The following is a 17,500-nucleotide window of genomic DNA, read 5'->3' as shown; positions in this document are numbered from 1 at the left end:
GAGTTATCCCAGTCTTATGGGCAGGTTACCCACGTGTTACTCACCCGTCCGCCGCTAACTTCATAAGAGCAAGCTCTTAATCCATTCGCTCGACTTGCATGTATTAGGCACGCCGCCAGCGTTCATCCTGAGCCAGGATCAAACTCTCCAATAAAGTTAGTTTGTCTAGCATCTAAAATAAAAATTGACGTTTCACGTTGTTTGTTTCGTTCAGTTTTCAAAGAACTCATTTTGTTTGTCGCTTGCGACGTTAATGTCATCGGCGACTTGTTCTATATTACACCTCTAAAGTATAATCGTCAATACGTTTTTATAAAAAATATAAAAAGGCTTATTTCTTTTAAAATAAGCCTTTTTATCACATATCATTCTATTCATTTATTATTTCTCTATAATTGGTAACGAGACGATAAATTGAATAATACCATCCCTATATTCCGCTCGAATACTACCACCTTGTAACTCAACAATACTTTTCGCAATCGCTAAACCGAGTCCCGACCCTTCCGTTACTCTACTTCGAGATTGATCTTTCTTATAGAAACGTTCAAATAAATTCGCTAACTCTTCTCTCGTAAAATCTTCACTATGATTCGCAATTACAATTTGTATATCCCTACGCTGCCTTTGAAGAGAAACTTTTATCTCTCCATCATCTTTACTATACTTAATTGCATTCATTAGTAAATTATCAAATACACGAACCATCTTTTCCGAATCAATCGATGCATAAGCATGTTCCTCAGGAAACTTCTTAACAAACGTAAGTCCATGCTCTTCCGCTTGCGGTACTAACTCTTCTATTAATTGCTCCAATAACTCATTTACACATACTTCTTGTTTTTCTAATACAACTTGTTCATTCGTTAACTTCGTATACTCAAATAAATCTTCTATTAAATTCTTTAACTGCTCTGACTTCGCAAAAGCAATTCTCGTATATTCATCGTGTTGCTCTTTATTTTCATATTTAGAATCTCGAAGCAATCGCAAGTAACCCATAATAGAAGTCAGTGGTGTACGCAAATCGTGAGATACATTTGTAATAAGCTCGTTCTTTTGCTTCTCTAATTTACGTTCCTTTTCTATATTATTCATAAGCTCTTCTGCCATATTATTAATATTTTCTGTTAAAGATGCAATCTCATCTTCACCTTTCTTCTCTATACGATACGCTAAGTTTCCTTTTTCTATTTCCTTTACACCTTGTGCCATCGCTTCAATTTGCTTCATCTTTCTCTTTGTTATATAGAAGAAAGAGAAAATGAATACGAGTACACCAATTAAAAATGGGAATGGCCCTTCTACTTTATAATACACTACTTCTCCTTGAGGAATTCCACTCACAAACATATACAAATTTTTACCTTCAATTGTAATAGGTGAGAAAGTAATAAACTCTTTTCTAGATCTTTCAATATCATTATTATTTGAATAATTGATAGCAAACGAAGTTGCATTACGAATTGTATTATGCAAATTAATTTGTTCTTCTTGCGCCTGCTTCGTTTTATACAAAACCTTACCACTTTCATCCGTAACTAATATTTTAAAAGCATCCTGCCTCTGCTCTAAATTTTCATTTTCTAGCTCTATCATACTTTGTACAGCATCTAATTTATTTGCATCAACCATCATTTCCGCGGTACTTTGCGCTTTACGATTAATTTGTTCCATACCATCTCTATAATTAATCTCAGCATGTCGACTAGCATCTTCAAAAACAGGTGCTACTATCTTCGTTGATACAAAGAGTCCTAATAACGCACAAGCAGTAAATGCAGTAATAAGTTGAATTCGTATACTCCGTTTCACACTCTTTATTATCTTCCTAATTAATTCTCGAATTTTCCTAACATAAGTAAACGGATTAAATATCTTTTTCAATCTTATACCCCACTCCCCATACTGTTTTTATATATCTAGGTTTCCTTGGATTCTCCTCAATCTTTTCACGTACTTTTCGAATATGCACCATTACCGTATTATCAGACTGGAAAGATCTTTCGTTCCAAACCTTTTCATAAATTTGTTCCGCGCTAAAGACCATACCCGGATTACGAGCTAGTAATTCTAGAATTGAAAATTCCCTTGGGGTCAGTTTCACTTCTTCTCCGTCCACAATAACTTTATGGGTCGAGATGTTTATTTTCATCTCTCCAATTTCTAGCTCGTCCTCATTTTGTATAGCGAAACCATTCATTTTCATATAACGGCGTAACTGAGATTTAATTCTTGCGATTAACTCTAACGGATTAAATGGTTTCGTTACATAATCATCTGCACCCGTTGTTAACCCTAAAATCTTATCCATATCTTGCGTTTTCGCAGAAAGCATAATAATAGGCATTTCTTTCGCTTCCCTTACCTTCATACACATATGAATACCATCCACTTTCGGCATCATAATATCTAATACGACTAGATGTACTTCATTTTCTTCTAGTAAACGTAATCCTTCTTCTCCGTCTCCTGCTTGTAATACTTTATATCCTTCATTCTTTAAATAGATTGTAATTAAATTCCGAATTTCTTTTTCATCATCTACGACAAGTATTGTTTCGTGTGCCACAATATCTCCCCCATCACTTTTTTAATCCCTAACTTCTATTATAGGAAAACTTCTGAAGAAAAACGCTCGGAAATCCTTAAGATTTTCTGAAGACGCAAAAAAGGTCTAGACTCCCCTTAAGTCTAGACCTTTCAAAAAACCCCTTTTATTTACGAACGTAGATGAAATATAGTACGAATAAAACTCCCATAACATACATAATCGGATGAACCTCTTTACGACGACCACTCACAACCATTGTAATTGGATAGAAGATAAATCCAATCGCAATCCCAGTTGCGATACTATACGTAAGTGGCATAGAGATAATTGTAAAGAATGCTGGTACTGCAATCTCGAATTTCTTCCAATCAATTTCCCCTAAGGAAGAAACCATCAAGATTCCTACAATAATTAAAGCCGGTGCCGTTACAGCTGGCGTTACAACACTTAGTAATGGCGAGAAGAATAGTGCCAGTAAGAAGAATCCTGCTGTTACAACTGCTGTAAATCCAGAACGCCCTCCCGCTGCTACCCCTGCAGAAGATTCAATGTAAGACGTTGTTGTTGATGTACCCAAGATCGCACCAATTACAGTTGCAATCGCATCTGCAAATAACGCTTTTCCTGCACGTGGTAATTTATTGTTCTTCATTAATCCTGCTTGATTCGCAACCGCTACAAGCGTACCTGCTGTATCAAAGAAATCTATAAAGAAGAACGTTATAATAACAATCCCCATTTGAACTGTGAAAATATCGCCGAAGTGCGTTAACGCCACGCCGAACGTTGGTTCTAGACTCGGTATTGCTCCCACCACAGCTTTCGGAGTATCAATTAATCCTGTTGCAACTCCTAAGATCGCTGTAAGAATCATACCGTAAAATACTGCACCATTAACTTTCTTAATCATGAAGATGATCGTAGTAACAACCCCGAAGATTGCTAGTAACGTTGTGCCCTTTGTTAAGTCCCCCAACCCAACAAGAACCGCATCGTTTTTCACGATAATTCCGGCATTTTGGAATCCAAGGAAAGCAATGAATAATCCAATACCTGCTGCTACTGCAAACTTTAACTCCGATGGAATTGCATTAATGATTTTTTCACGAATACCTGAAGCAGTAAGAATAATAAAGATAATACCTGACATTAATGTTCCAGCAATGGCCGTTTGCCACGGAATACCCATCGTTAACACTGCTGTATAAGCAAAGAACGCGTTAATTCCCATACCCGGCGCTAAAGCAATTGGATACTTCGCGAAAATACCCATAATTAACGAACCGATCGCTGCCGCTAATGCCGTAGCAACGAATACTGCACCTGGATCCATCCCTGTACCTGCTGGTAACCCTTTAACATTTCCAAGCGACAGCGTAGCAGGATTGACAAATAGTACGTAAGCCATAGATAGAAATGTCGTTAACCCTGCTATGAACTCAGTCTTATAATTCGTACCGAGCTCATCAAACTGAAAATAGCGTTTCATCTTACGTTTCCCCCGTTATATGATTACTCGCCGCATTTCTCCTAGCCCTCTTTTATCCCGAGAAATAAAAAAGGCTTCCATTGCATTTATACATGGAAGCGTTCTATAAACAAAGACAAGTTTCCCCTCATCTTTATACAAACGCCTCGTAGTCAAGCCATTTACGGTAGCTAGGTAGAAACTTTCGGGCCATATCCCCGATATTATACGACGGCTATAATATTCACTTTTCGTTTGAATTACATAATCATATTAACTCGACGAAGTAGTTTTGTCAATTTAAAAACGAACATTTTTATAAAATTTTATAGTTTCGTTCGTATTAATACCAAAATAAAAAAGATCCATCTATGCATAAGCAATAGATGGACCTTTTTATAAATACTATTCCCACTCAATCGTTGCTGGTGGCTTACTCGTTACATCATACACGATACGGTTAACGTGTTTTACTTCGTTTACGATACGTACAGAGATTTTCTCTAATACGTCCCAAGGGATACGTGCCCAGTCAGCTGTCATACCGTCGATAGATGTTACCGCACGGATACCTACTGTGTAATCGTAAGTACGCTCGTCACCCATAACACCTACGCTACGCATACCAGGAAGCGCAGTGAAGTATTGCCAGATTTCACGGTCTAAGCCCGCTTTAATAATTTCTTCACGTAAAATCGCATCAGATTCACGAACGATTTCTAATTTCTCTTCTGTGATTTCACCTAATACACGAATACCAAGACCCGGTCCTGGGAATGGTTGACGCCATACGATTTCATCAGGAATTCCTAGTTCAGACCCTAATACACGTACTTCGTCTTTAAATAACGTGTTTAAAGGCTCGATTAATTTGAACTGCATGTCTTCTGGAAGTCCACCAACGTTATGGTGAGATTTAATTGTTTGTGCAGTTGCTGTACCACTCTCAACGATATCTGTGTAAAGTGTACCTTGCGCTAAGAAGTCCATACCTTGTAATTTAGACGCTTCATCATCAAATACGTAAATGAATTCGTTACCGATGATTTTACGTTTTTGTTCTGGATCTTCTACACCTTTTAACTTGTCCATAAAGCGGTCTTTTGCATCCACTTTAATAACGTTCATATGGAAGCCTTCGCTAAATGTTTTCATAACGCCTTCCGCTTCGCCTTTACGAAGTAAACCGTGATCAACGAAAATACATGTTAATTGGTCACCAATTGCTTTATGAATTAACACTGCTACAACAGAAGAGTCTACACCGCCGCTAAGTGCGCATAGTACTTTTTTGTCTCCAACCGTTTCACGGATTTTCTCTAATTCTACTTCGATAAAGTTCTCCATGTTCCATCCTTCAGAACAACCACAAGCACCGAATACGAAGTTTTTAATTAAATCGTTACCGTGCTCAGAGTGACGTACTTCTGGGTGGAATTGTACACCGTATAATTTTTTGTCTTCATTGCTCATACCAGCAATTGGGCAAGATTCACTTGTTGCGTCTACTACGAATCCTTCAGGTAAACCAGTTACTAAGTCACCATGGCTCATCCATACAACTTGCTCTTCTGGAAGGTTCGCATATAATTTTGATTCGTTCTCTACTTTAAGAACAGCTTTTCCGTACTCGCGGTGATTTGCACGCTCTACTTTACCACCGAAGTGTTGCGTCATAAGCTGCATACCGTAACAAATACCGAAGATTGGTAAACCTAGTTCAAAGATTTTTTCATCACAATGTAATGCACCTTCACCGTATACACTATTTGGTCCACCAGAGAAAATAATCCCTTTTGGATTCATTGCTTTAATTTCTTCTGCAGTAATTGTATGTGGATGAAGTTCACTGTATACACCGAACTCACGAATTCGACGTGCTATTAACTGATTGTATTGACTTCCAAAATCTAAAACGATAATTGTATCGTGTTGTTTCTTCAAAATAATCACCCCAACGTTAGTTCTCGTATATAAATATTTTCACCAATTTGGCGAAAAGCATTACCAATATAATAAAAAAAGCCAGTCCTCCGCCTCTAGTCTCATAACAAAGAAAAGGCAGGGGTCTGGCTTTATAAAGAAAGATAGTCTCCGCTCTTTATAAATATAAGACACACTGCCTTCATAGTCAGGTTGTTTACGGTAACCCGGTAGAGACTCTCAAACCATATCATTGAGGATATATGAAGGATCGTTTTATATTATCTTCCTAGATTCTAACAATGAAGTATCAATATGGTCAAGAGAGAAAGCGACAAAATTCTACAGAAATTCATTTCCTTTTTTAAAAAACATAAAAAAACATCCATTTCTATATAGAAATGGATGTTTTTTAGGGCAAACGGAATTACATCATTCCGCCCATACCGCCCATGCCCATGCCGCCCATGTCAGGCATTGCTGGTGCATTTGGTTCTGGCTTGTCAGCTACTACAGCTTCAGTTGTTAAGAACATAGCTGCAACAGATGCTGCGTTTTGAAGTGCAGAGCGAGTTACTTTAGCTGGATCTACGATACCAGACTCAAGCATGTTAACCCATTCGCCAGTAGCTGCGTTGAAACCAACGCCTACTTTTTCGCCTTTTAGACGCTCTACAACTACAGATCCTTCTAGACCAGCGTTGATTGCGATTTGGCGAACTGGCTCTTCTAGTGCGCGAAGTACAATGTTGATACCTGTTGCTTCGTCGCCTTCAGCTACGATAGAAGCTACTTTTGTGTATACGTTCATAAGTGAAGTACCACCACCTGCAACGATACCTTCTTCTACTGCTGCACGAGTTGAGTTAAGTGCATCTTCAATGCGAAGTTTGCGTTCTTTCAACTCAGTTTCAGTTGCTGCACCTACTTTAATTACCGCTACGCCACCTGCAAGTTTTGCAAGACGCTCTTGTAATTTTTCACGATCGAATTCAGAAGTTGTTTCTTCTAATTGCGCACGGATTTGACCGATGCGAGCTTCGATTTGTTCTGTGCTTCCTACACCTTCAACTACAGTTGTATTTTCTTTCGTTACAACAACTTTACCAGCGCGTCCTAAAGATTCAACTGTAGCAGATTTTAAGTCACGGCCTAATTCTTCAGTGATTACTTCGCCACCTGTTAAGATTGCGATATCTTCTAGCATTGCTTTACGACGGTCACCAAATCCAGGAGCTTTAACAGCTACTACGTTGAATGTACCACGAAGTTTGTTCACTACTAATGTAGCTAAAGCTTCGCCTTCTACATCTTCAGCAATGATAAGAAGTGGTTTACCTTGTTGTACCACTTGCTCTAATACTGGTAAGATTTCTTGAATGTTAGAAATCTTTTTGTCAGTGATTAAGATGTATGGGTTATCAAGAACTGCTTCCATTTTGTCAGAATCAGTAATCATGTAAGGAGATGCATATCCACGATCAAATTGCATACCTTCTACTACGTCTAATTCTGTTGTGAATCCTTTAGACTCTTCTAAAGTAATAACGCCGTCGTTACCAACGCGCTCCATTGCTTCAGCGATTAATTGACCTACTTCTTCGTCAGCTGCAGAAATAGCAGCTACTTGTGCGATAGAAGATTTGCCTTCGATTGGTTTAGAAATCGTTTTTAATTCTTCAATTGCAGCAGTAACAGCTTTTTCGATACCTTTACGAAGACCCATTGGGTTCGCACCAGCTGTTACGTTTTTAAGACCTTCACGAATCATAGCTTGCGCTAATACAGTTGCAGTTGTTGTTCCGTCACCAGCTACATCGTTTGTTTTGCTAGCAACTTCTGCTACTAACTTCGCACCCATGTTTTCGAATGCATCTTCTAATTCGATTTCTTTTGCGATTGTTACACCATCATTTGTAATAAGTGGTGAACCAAATTTTTTCTCAAGTACAACGTTACGACCTTTTGGTCCAAGTGTTACTTTTACTGCGTTTGCAAGAGTGTCGACACCGCGAAGCATCGAACGACGTGCTTCTTCACTAAATTTAATATCTTTTGCCATAATAATTGACCCCCTTGGATTTTTTAAGATTTATATAATTAACCGATAACTGCTAAAATGTCACTTTCACGTAAAATCAAGTAGTCTGTACCTTCATATTTCACTTCAGTACCTGCATATTTTGAGAAGATGATAAGATCACCTGCTGCTACCTCTAAAGCAACACGCTCACCATTCTCAAGCACTCGACCAGTACCTACTGCAACAACTTTACCCTCTTGTGGTTTTTCTTTTGCAGTATCTGGTAATACAATACCACTTGCTGTTTTTTCTTCTGCTTGAACAAGCTCAATTACAACGCGATCACCTAATGGCTTTAGCATGAACAATAACCTCCTCATTTTGTTATGTAAATTTCTTTTATTAGCACTCAAGTCATCCGAGTGCTAACACACTTATAATAATAAATAATCTCAATTTCTTTTGCAAGTAAAAAAATCATAATTTTTTCGCAAATTACTATATAAACTTTCTATATAGAATACCGCCTTTACTATATGAATCGTTGTTTCCCCTACTCGTATGTTACAATATGAAAGACACCCTAAGTTGTTTTCGCTAAACGTACAACTTTTTCCTGTCTCCTACTTTAATTTCAAATAAAGATTTACAAAAAAATCATAATTCGAATGAAAGTTTATATCGTAGATAACATATTTACATGTTATCCTACCTTATCTCATACACTAGAGTTAGAAAGGATGGTTAAACCATTTGAAGAAACAATACTGGTGGATTATCGTTACATACATTTTAATGCAGTTATCTGGCGTTGTTGGATTACCACTTCTCCTAAAAACAGGACTCTATGATAATAGAGGATTTACCATTGAGGAAAAAGGACAAATCATAATGGGACACTGGGCAATTATTAGCTTCTTTGTTGCATTATGTATCATACTTTGGTTACTTAGAACAGATATTCGTGACAGGCATTTAGATGCAATGCGCTCTTCTGTCCCAGCTACTATTGGATGGATTTTCATCGGGTTCTTCTTAGCTTTCTTTTCACAAATAGTTGCCGGTATGATCGAGATGCAGCTACTAGGAATTAAGCAAGGTTCAGAAAATACAATGAAACTGATGGAAATTGCAAGAACGACACCTTGGTTCCTTATTGTCGTATCTATAATCGGACCTATCTTAGAAGAAATCGTATTTAGAAAAATTTTATTTGGTGCACTTTATAAGAAGTTTAACTTCTTTATTGCAGCTATCATTAGTTCGCTTGTATTCGCAGCAATTCATTTTGATTTTACTCACTTATTGGTATACACTGCTATGGGGCTCGTATTCGCCTTCTTATATGTGAAGACGAAACGTATTATCGTTCCGATTGCAGCTCATGTTGCGATGAATACATTAGTTGCTATTGGGCAAATTTTTATGAGCAATGAGCAAATTCAAGAAATGATTAAAGAAGCTGAAAAAATGCAAGGCTTTATCGGAGGATTTTTTGTATGAGAAACTCACCATTGTTCATGGCTGCACTATACTTCCTTCTTGGATGTATCTTTACACGCTTGGCCATTACGAACGTGACAGATACAATCTGGAATATGTGGACAATACTATTTGCAGTTATGGCAACAATTGATTTTAATTTGGCACTTCGCCTTATATTAGTTAAATTCACAAAGAAGAAACAATAATAAAACGCAGAGGTCGCTTCCTCTGCGTTTTATTGTGGATAGTTTTTCAAAAAGTAAACTAATGTTTGTAACTCTACAGCTAAGTCAATATGATGAATTCTAATATTCTCTGATACGTTTAATCGCGCTGGTGTGAAATTCAAAATACCGTGCACGCTCGTTTCAGCTAATCTATCTGCTACAGCTTGTGCTACTGTGGCTGGTACTGTTAATATTGCCACTTGTATATCATTTGATAATCTCTCTTCTAATTCATCTAAATGATATACAGGAATGCCCCCGATTTCTGTTCCAACTTTCTCTTCACTAACATCAAATGCCATTTCAATTTTTGTATTATTGTTTTTCGTGAAATTATAATGTAAGAAAGCGGTCCCTAAATTACCTACTCCAATAAGTGCTACACGTGTTATATCATCTTGATCAAGTGTTTCGCGGAAAAATGATAATAAATAATTTACGTTATATCCATATCCCTTTTTCCCTAACGCTCCAAAATACGAAAAATCTCTTCGTATTGTTGCGGAATCTACTTTTACTGCCTCACTCAATTCGGCCGATGAAACACGCTGCTTACCAGAAAGAGATAAGTTTTGGATAAATCGATAGTATAGAGGCAATCTTTTAGCAGTGGCTTGTGGAATCTTTTGCTGATCCATATGACCTCTCCTCTCTTCCTATCATTATTCATATACTTTAATCAAATACAGAAGTTTAGCACTCATTAAATTCCTTGTATAATAAAGAGAAGAAGTATTCTCTCTTTATTTTAAACTATACACTATTTTTAGTATGATTGAGAAATATAAACATGGCAAAGTTAAGAAATTATTTGAGGTGAAAACATTGATTTTATTACAAGTAAACGCGCTTTCGAAATTATACGGTGCAGAAACAATTCTGGCAAACATAAAATTGGAAGTACAAACAAAAGATCGTATCGCATTAGTTGGAAGGAATGGAGCAGGAAAATCTACATTATTAAAAATAATCGCTGGTGAATTATCTCATGATGGTGGCGAAATTATAAAACCAAAAGATGTCTCAATCGGATATTTAGCTCAAAATACTGGACTAGAAACGTCTTTAACAATTTGGGATGAAATGCTAACCGTCTTTACCCACTTACAGCAAATGGAGACAAAACTTCGAAGGCTTGAGCAAGAAATGGGAAAAGAAGAAAACTTTTCAAACGAAGCTACATATGAAAGATTGTTAGCTGAGTATGACCAATTGCAACTCAATTATAAAGATCAAGGTGGATATCAATATGAAGCGGATATTCGCTCCATTTTAAGCGGCCTTGGCTTCCCAGTTGAAACGCACCAGACGACGATTTCTACTTTAAGCGGCGGGCAAAAAACAAGATTAGCTCTCGGGAAATTATTATTAACAAAACCAGACTTACTTATTTTGGATGAGCCTACAAACCATTTAGACATCGAAACATTAACGTGGCTTGAGCAATATTTACAAGGTTATCCTGGCGCAATATTAATCGTTTCACATGACCGTTATTTCTTAGACAAACTCGTTACACAAGTATATGAAATTTCGAATAAAGAAAGCAGACGATTTGTTGGTAACTACAGTAAATATTTAGACTTAAAATCAGCATTATATGAGCAAGAAATGAAACGTTACGAAAAACAACAAGATGAAATCGCAAAACTTGAGGACTTCGTTCAAAAGAATATAGCTCGCGCTTCTACAACGAAACGGGCTCAAAGTCGCCGTAAACAACTAGACAGAATGGAATTATTAACAAGACCATTAGGGGATTCTAAGTCAGCATCATTCCACTTCGATATTGAAAAGCAAAGTGGAAATGATGTTTTACAAGTAAATGATGCAACCATCGGCTATGATGAGAACCCTATAATTGAACATGTAACTATGCGCTTAACTCGCGGAGATAGTGTTGCTTTAGTTGGTCCAAATGGAATTGGGAAATCCACATTATTAAAGTCTATTGTGAATAAGTTACCACTATTAAATGGTGATGTTTCTTTCGGATCAAATGTATCTGTTGGTTATTATGATCAAGAACAAGCAAACTTAACATCTTCTAAACGGGTTTTAAATGAACTATGGGATGAATATCCACTGCAACCTGAAAAAGAAATCCGTACTATACTCGGGAATTTTTTATTCACAGGAGATGATGTACTGAAACCAGTATCTTCCCTTAGTGGTGGACAAAAAGCTCGATTAGCTCTTGCAAAACTTATGATGCAAAAATCAAATTTATTAATTCTAGATGAGCCTACGAACCACCTTGATTTAAATAGTAAAGAAATTTTGGAGAATGCTTTAATTGATTACCCAGGGACTCTTCTATTCGTCTCACATGACCGCTACTTTATTAACCGTGTAACAACGACTGTGGTTGAGTTATCAACAGAAGGTGCACAGGAATATTTAGGGGATTACGATTACTACGTTGAAAAGAAAAATGAAATGATTGAACGTGCAGAACTTGAACAGCAAGAAAGTGACATTCCTGTTCAAAAGGTGGTTGCACAAGAGAAATTAAATTATTTAGAAGAAAAAGAGCGTAAAAAACTAGAGCGTCAACGCACTAGAAAAATTGAAGAGCTAGAACAAAGTATATTAGAATTAGAAGAAGAAATTGCTACGTTAGAAGATCAACTTTGCTTACCAGAAATATATGCAGATTATGAAAAAGCTAGTGAAATTACAACTAAAAAGCAAACGCTACAAGAACAACTTGAAACTTGTATGGCAGAATGGGAAGAGCTGCATGTATAAGCATATTTAAATAAAGAAGATGTCTCATAAGTCAGGATTTTTGACTATGCGACATCTTCTTTTCTTTTAATACAGAAACAATTTTTTGAGTATATCAATCGTAACTTAGAATATACTAACGATTTTTCAAATATATCTATCGTAACCCTATATATATTAACAATTTGACACGAAATATCGATTTAACGACAAAGATTGACAATATTAGCATCTTCTATAATGGGGTGATGTTTCAAAATGTTTTTCGGGGATATCTTCTTGCCTTTTATTTCCCGAAAAAGAACAAATTCAAAGGTCTGACATCATCCTATTTATCCACAAGTTTATACACATATCCACCTTTATAAAATAAACCTTAAAATAACTTTTCCACATTATCCACAATCAACAAAAAAGTTATCAACATTTTATATACACAATAAAACCCATATTATCAACAGACAATATGGGTTTTATCCACAACCTGTGGTTAATTATGTGCATAACTATGCTTCAATATCTAATCCTGGATTTGCATTTAAGGCTAATGTTGCACGCTTACCTTGTTCATAAGCAATTGTCCCTGCCGCTGCAATCATCGCTGCATTATCTGTGCATAAAGATAGCGGCGGAATAATTAATTCAATGTTTTCTTTTTGTGCAAATTCCTCTTCTAATCGCGCACGAAGTCCTTTATTAGCAGCTACTCCACCAGCAAGAAGTAATTGCTTTACATTATAAGCTTCTGCTGCACGAGCTGCTTTCGTTACAAGTACATCTATTACACTTTCTTGGAAACTTGCCGCTAAATCTTCTGGCGCAATTTCTATACCGCGTTGTTTTGCATTATGCACAGTGTTGATAACTGCTGATTTCAATCCACTAAAGCTAAAATCATATGAATCCGGTTCTAGCCATGCACGAGGCAAATCAATTGTCGGTTCTCCTTCATGTGCAAGGCGATCAATATGAGGACCACCTGGATATGGCATAGATAACGTACGAGCTACTTTATCATATGCTTCTCCAGCTGCATCGTCTCGTGTTTCACCAATTACTTCAAATGAACCATGTTCTTTCATATAAACAAGTTCTGTATGCCCACCAGATACAACAAGTGATAATAACGGGAATTGAACTTCTTTTACTAAACGGTTCGCATAAATATGACCAGCAATATGATGAACACCGACTAACGGAATATCATGTGCAAACGCTACTGCCTTCGCTGCATTTACTCCAATTAGAAGTGCTCCTACTAAACCAGGACCTTCTGTTACAGCAATTGCATCAATATCATCAAATGTGATGTTTGCTTCCTTTAAAGCTTCTTCTAACACAACTGTAATTTCTTCTACATGATGACGGGATGCAATCTCTGGTACAACGCCGCCAAAACGTTTATGACTTTCAATTTGTGATGCAACGACATTCGCAATAATTTCCGTTCCATTTTTAACAACTGCTACTGCTGTTTCATCACAACTTGTTTCAATACCAAGTATAATCGTATTTTTTTCCATTATATATTCACCCACATTACGAGACCATCTTCCTGATTGTCTGCATAGTATCGTTTACGAATCCCACCATTTTGAAATCCGTATTTTCTGTATAACTGCTTTGCTACTTCATTTGATACACGTACTTCAAGTGTCATTGTTTTTACCCCTAGTTCTTTCGCTTCAGAAATAACTGCTTTCAATAGGGCATCTCCTAACTTTTGACCTCGGTATTCTGGCAAAATAGCTATATTTGTTATATGTGATTCATCAATAATTATCCACAATCCACAATACCCGATTACACGACCATCTTTTTCTAACACAATATAATGTGCATGTTCATTCATCGTTAATTCACGGTGAAAGGCATCTGCAGTCCAAGGAGTTGAAAAAGACGCTTCTTCAATAGCTACAATTTGAGCAATATCATCAAGCTCCATCTTTCTAAATATCATATCCATCTTCTGCAAGCTCCTACTTGTTTTGACTTTCTAACCACTTTGTTTCAGCTTCAGCTAAACGAAGATAGCTTGGAACAAACGTATGCACATCTTGTTCTTCTTTTTGTAATCCTAAGAATGCTAGCTCACTTGGTCTTGGGTTATTTTTAGTAAATGGAGCGAATACAGCTTGATCACCTAAATGTTCTATAATTGTTTCTTTATGCAATTTAACATCGTTACCGATAAATAAAACAGGCTGTCCTTTATCTTTTAACATTTGCAACCAGTCTACAATAAGAATAATTCGGTCTTCTTCTATTGAAGTTAACTGCTCTCCTTCATATGTATATAACCCAGTATAAATTTGCCCACGTCTTCCATCAAATAAAGGACAAATTAATCCGTTAAAGTTAGCACCGTTTGCAGCTACTACCTCTAAACTTGATACACCTACAATTGGTATTTGAAGTGACCAAGCTAATGTTTTCGCCGCTGTCACGCCTATGCGAACACCTGTATAGGATCCAGGTCCAGCAGCTACAACGATTTTAGTTAATTCCTTCGGTTTTACGCCACACTCTTTTAACAGTTTCTCTACAGCTGGCATAAGACGTACAGAATGGTTTTTTGTTAAATTTGTAATGATTTCCCCAATTACGTTTCCTTCCTCAATAAGGGATACACCCATTACGTAATTTGAAGTATCAATTGCTAGTACTTTCATCTTGTAATAGCTCCTCACATAATCTAATATAGCGATCTCCAATTGGCTCGAGTATAATTTTTCTTGTGTCATCTCCAGCATGGAATAAACTAATTTGTAACTTTTCATTCGGTAAATATGCTTCTATTAAATGAGCCCATTCTACTACCGTAATTCCTTCACCGTAGAAATATTCATCAAAGCCTAAGTCCTCTTCACTTTCTGCTAAGCGATACACGTCCATATGATATAGCGGTAATCTTCCTTTATATTCTTTGATGATATTAAAGGTAGGACTATTTACAACTCTTTTCACTCCAAGACCTTTTGCTAGTCCCTTTGTAAAAGTCGTCTTACCAGCTCCAAGATCTCCTTCTAAAATAATTACATCTTGTGCCTCTACGAGCTCACCTAGTTTTTCTGATAACCTTTGTGTTTCCTCAGAAGATTTTGTTGTTACTTCATATTTACTCACAGATTTCACCTACTTTACTCACAATGTTCTCTGCTCTTTATTATACAGGTTTTGAATATATAAAAAAGTCCTTAGGAGTTGTCCTAAGGATAGTTTGACTGTCTTTATTAGTTTTTTGTTAAAACAAATAAAAAAATACGAAACAACTTGTTTCGTTCTTTTCTTTATATGAAATGGCGGTCCCGACCGGGGTCGAACCGGCGATCTCCTGCGTGACAGGCAGGCATGTTAACCACTACACCACGGGACCATTTGGTTGCGGGGACAGGATTTGAACCTGCGACCTTCGGGTTATGAGCCCGACGAGCTACCGTGCTGCTCCACCCCGCGACAATATAAATAGCTTGGCGATGTCCTACTCTCACAGGGACAAGGTCCCAACTACCATCGGCGCTAGAGAGCTTAACTTCCGTGTTCGGTATGGGAACGGGTGTGACCTCTCTGCCATCATCACCAAACTATTGAAGGCATATTCCTTCAAAACTAGATAACATTGCTACATATTATATGGTTAAGTCCTCGATCTATTAGTATTCGTCAGCTCCACATGTCACCATGCTTCCACCTCGAACCTATCAACCTGATCATCTTTCAGGGATCTTACTAGCTTACGCTATGGGAAATCTCATCTTGAGGGGGGCTTCATGCTTAGATGCTTTCAGCACTTATCCCTTCCGCACATAGCTACCCAGCTATGCCCTTGGCAGAACAACTGGTACACCAGCGGTGCGTCCATCCCGGTCCTCTCGTACTAAGGACAGCTCCTCTCAAATTTCCTACGCCCACGACGGATAGGGACCGAACTGTCTCACGACGTTCTGAACCCAGCTCGCGTACCGCTTTAATGGGCGAACAGCCCAACCCTTGGGACCGACTACAGCCCCAGGATGCGATGAGCCGACATCGAGGTGCCAAACCTCCCCGTCGATGTGGACTCTTGGGGGAGATAAGCCTGTTATCCCCGGGGTAGCTTTTATCCGTTGAGCGATGGCCCTTCCATGCGGAACCACCGGATCACTAAGCCCGACTTTCGTCCCTGCTCGACTTGTAGGTCTCGCAGTCAAGCTCCCTTATGCCTTTGCACTCTACGAATGATTTCCAACCATTCTGAGGGAACCTTTGGGCGCCTCCGTTACACTTTAGGAGGCGACCGCCCCAGTCAAACTGCCCACCTGACACTGTCTCCCGGGTCGATAAGACCCGTAGGTTAGAATTTCAATACAGTCAGGGCGGTATCCCACCAGCGCCTCCACCGAAGCTAGCGCTCCGGTTTCAATGGCTCCCGCCTATCCTGTACAAACTGTACCAAAATTCAATATCAGGCTACAGTAAAGCTCCACGGGGTCTTTCCGTCCTGTCGCGGGTAACCTGCATCTTCACAGGTACTATAATTTCACCGAGTCTCTGGTTGAGACAGTGCCCAAATCGTTACACCTTTCGTGCGGGTCGGAACTTACCCGACAAGGAATTTCGCTACCTTAGGACCGTTATAGTTACGGCCGCCGTTTACTGGGGCTTCAGTTCAGAGCTTCGCTTACGCTAACCCCTCTCCTTAACCTTCCAGCACCGGGCAGGTGTCACCCCCTATACTTCGCCTTACGGCTTCGCAGAGAGCTGTGTTTTTGCTAAACAGTCGCTTGGGCCTATTCACTGCGGCTTTCCGTTAAGAAAGCACCCCTTCTCCCGAAGTTACGGGGTCATTTTGCCGAGTTCCTTAACCAGAGTTCTCTCGCACACCTTAGGATTCTCTCCTCGCCTACCTGTGTCGGTTTGCGGTACAGGCACCTTTTATCTCGCTAGAAGCTTTTCTTGGCAGCGGGGAATCAAAGACTTCGCTCCATAAGGAGCTTCCCCATCACAGCTCAGCCTTCACGATAAGCGGATTTGCCTACTTATCAGCCTAACTGCTTGGACGTGCACAACCAATCGCACGCTTCTTCTATCCTTCTGCGTCCCTCCATTGC

At 38.4% G+C, this 17,500-nt stretch carries 14 protein-coding genes, 2 tRNA genes, 3 rRNA genes and 2 riboswitches (2 of these 21 only partly in view); of the genes, 3 read left to right on the top strand and 16 right to left on the bottom strand.

All coding sequences use genetic code 11. The features are described 5' to 3' along the window. The 7 genes from AC0OM3_RS12670 to groES all read right to left on the bottom strand — a co-directional run. Window positions 1-154 (bottom strand): 16S ribosomal RNA (locus tag AC0OM3_RS12670); it reaches 1,398 nt to the left of the window's first position. Between the two features lie 227 nt (window positions 155-381). Then, window positions 382-1,887, bottom strand: a complete 1,506-nt coding sequence (locus AC0OM3_RS12665; protein WP_474212034.1) for a HAMP domain-containing sensor histidine kinase — start codon at window positions 1,885-1,887, stop codon at window positions 382-384. Continuing rightward, window positions 1,871-2,572 (bottom strand): response regulator transcription factor, encoded by a 702-nt coding sequence (locus AC0OM3_RS12660; protein ID WP_000929884.1) that lies wholly within the window; start codon window positions 2,570-2,572, stop codon window positions 1,871-1,873. The genes AC0OM3_RS12665 and AC0OM3_RS12660 overlap by 17 nt, the downstream gene beginning before the upstream one ends. A 145-nt stretch (window positions 2,573-2,717) precedes the next feature. After that, window positions 2,718-4,043: an NCS2 family permease gene (locus tag AC0OM3_RS12655; protein WP_000833096.1), complete on the bottom strand. Its 1,326-nt coding sequence runs from the start codon at window positions 4,041-4,043 to the stop codon at window positions 2,718-2,720. A gap of 129 nt (window positions 4,044-4,172) precedes the next feature. After that, a riboswitch (purine riboswitch) is annotated at window positions 4,173-4,274 on the bottom strand. A gap of 153 nt (window positions 4,275-4,427) precedes the next feature. Continuing rightward, complete coding sequence (gene guaA / locus AC0OM3_RS12650; protein ID WP_474212031.1) at window positions 4,428-5,966, bottom strand: glutamine-hydrolyzing GMP synthase; 1,539 nt, start codon at window positions 5,964-5,966, stop codon at window positions 4,428-4,430. A 164-nt stretch (window positions 5,967-6,130) separates the two neighbouring features. Continuing rightward, window positions 6,131-6,232, bottom strand: a riboswitch (purine riboswitch). A 140-nt stretch (window positions 6,233-6,372) separates the two neighbouring features. Continuing rightward, window positions 6,373-8,007, bottom strand: coding sequence for a chaperonin GroEL (gene groL, locus AC0OM3_RS12645; RefSeq protein WP_001029993.1), 1,635 nt, complete (start codon window positions 8,005-8,007; stop codon window positions 6,373-6,375). A 38-nt stretch (window positions 8,008-8,045) separates the two neighbouring features. After that, complete coding sequence (gene groES / locus AC0OM3_RS12640) at window positions 8,046-8,330, bottom strand: co-chaperone GroES (protein ID WP_000917311.1); 285 nt, start codon at window positions 8,328-8,330, stop codon at window positions 8,046-8,048. Between the two features lie 391 nt (window positions 8,331-8,721). On the opposite strand from groES, the gene AC0OM3_RS12635 reads away from it, so the two are divergent. Both AC0OM3_RS12635 and AC0OM3_RS12630 read left to right on the top strand, forming a co-directional pair. After that, complete coding sequence (locus AC0OM3_RS12635; RefSeq protein ID WP_000745321.1) at window positions 8,722-9,471, top strand: CPBP family intramembrane glutamic endopeptidase; 750 nt, start codon at window positions 8,722-8,724, stop codon at window positions 9,469-9,471. After that, window positions 9,468-9,659 (top strand): YdiK family protein, encoded by a 192-nt coding sequence (locus AC0OM3_RS12630; protein WP_001246205.1) that lies wholly within the window; start codon window positions 9,468-9,470, stop codon window positions 9,657-9,659. Before AC0OM3_RS12635 ends, AC0OM3_RS12630 begins: the two co-directional genes overlap by 4 nt. Window positions 9,660-9,688: 29 nt before the next feature. Here the strand turns inward: AC0OM3_RS12630 and AC0OM3_RS12625 are convergent, their stop codons facing one another. Continuing rightward, window positions 9,689-10,318 (bottom strand): redox-sensing transcriptional repressor Rex, encoded by a 630-nt coding sequence (locus AC0OM3_RS12625; RefSeq protein ID WP_000372699.1) that lies wholly within the window; start codon window positions 10,316-10,318, stop codon window positions 9,689-9,691. A gap of 187 nt (window positions 10,319-10,505) precedes the next feature. Between AC0OM3_RS12625 and AC0OM3_RS12620 the strand changes: the two genes are divergently transcribed. Continuing rightward, window positions 10,506-12,431 carry an ABC-F family ATP-binding cassette domain-containing protein gene (locus AC0OM3_RS12620; RefSeq protein WP_000602151.1) on the top strand — a complete coding sequence of 642 codons (1,926 nt, stop codon included), beginning with the start codon at window positions 10,506-10,508 and terminating at the stop codon, window positions 12,429-12,431. 485 nt (window positions 12,432-12,916) lie between these two features. On the opposite strand, the gene tsaD is transcribed toward AC0OM3_RS12620, so the two are convergent. From tsaD to AC0OM3_RS12580, 8 genes are all read right to left on the bottom strand, one after another. Next, complete coding sequence (tsaD, locus tag AC0OM3_RS12615; RefSeq protein ID WP_000414585.1) at window positions 12,917-13,933, bottom strand: tRNA (adenosine(37)-N6)-threonylcarbamoyltransferase complex transferase subunit TsaD; 1,017 nt, start codon at window positions 13,931-13,933, stop codon at window positions 12,917-12,919. Further along, a complete protein-coding gene (rimI, locus tag AC0OM3_RS12610) occupies window positions 13,933-14,376 on the bottom strand; it encodes a ribosomal protein S18-alanine N-acetyltransferase (RefSeq protein WP_000367189.1) in 444 nt (147 codons plus the stop codon). The genes tsaD and rimI overlap by 1 nt, the downstream gene beginning before the upstream one ends. A 13-nt stretch (window positions 14,377-14,389) precedes the next feature. Beyond that, window positions 14,390-15,082: a tRNA (adenosine(37)-N6)-threonylcarbamoyltransferase complex dimerization subunit type 1 TsaB gene (gene tsaB / locus AC0OM3_RS12605; RefSeq protein ID WP_000865753.1), complete on the bottom strand. Its 693-nt coding sequence runs from the start codon at window positions 15,080-15,082 to the stop codon at window positions 14,390-14,392. After that, window positions 15,063-15,536 (bottom strand): tRNA (adenosine(37)-N6)-threonylcarbamoyltransferase complex ATPase subunit type 1 TsaE, encoded by a 474-nt coding sequence (gene tsaE / locus AC0OM3_RS12600; RefSeq protein WP_000049642.1) that lies wholly within the window; start codon window positions 15,534-15,536, stop codon window positions 15,063-15,065. The genes tsaB and tsaE overlap by 20 nt, the downstream gene beginning before the upstream one ends. A 174-nt stretch (window positions 15,537-15,710) precedes the next feature. Next, window positions 15,711-15,786: transfer RNA gene (locus tag AC0OM3_RS12595), tRNA-Asp, on the bottom strand. A gap of 3 nt (window positions 15,787-15,789) precedes the next feature. Continuing rightward, window positions 15,790-15,866: transfer RNA gene (locus tag AC0OM3_RS12590), tRNA-Met, on the bottom strand. Between the two features lie 12 nt (window positions 15,867-15,878). Beyond that, window positions 15,879-15,994: ribosomal RNA gene (gene rrf, locus AC0OM3_RS12585) — 5S ribosomal RNA — on the bottom strand. A gap of 49 nt (window positions 15,995-16,043) precedes the next feature. After that, window positions 16,044-17,500 (bottom strand): 23S ribosomal RNA (locus AC0OM3_RS12580); it runs 1,466 nt beyond the window's last position.

Source organism: Bacillus sp. FAU20 (genome assembly GCF_056033865.1).
This window is presented reverse-complemented; position numbering and strand designations above follow the sequence as displayed.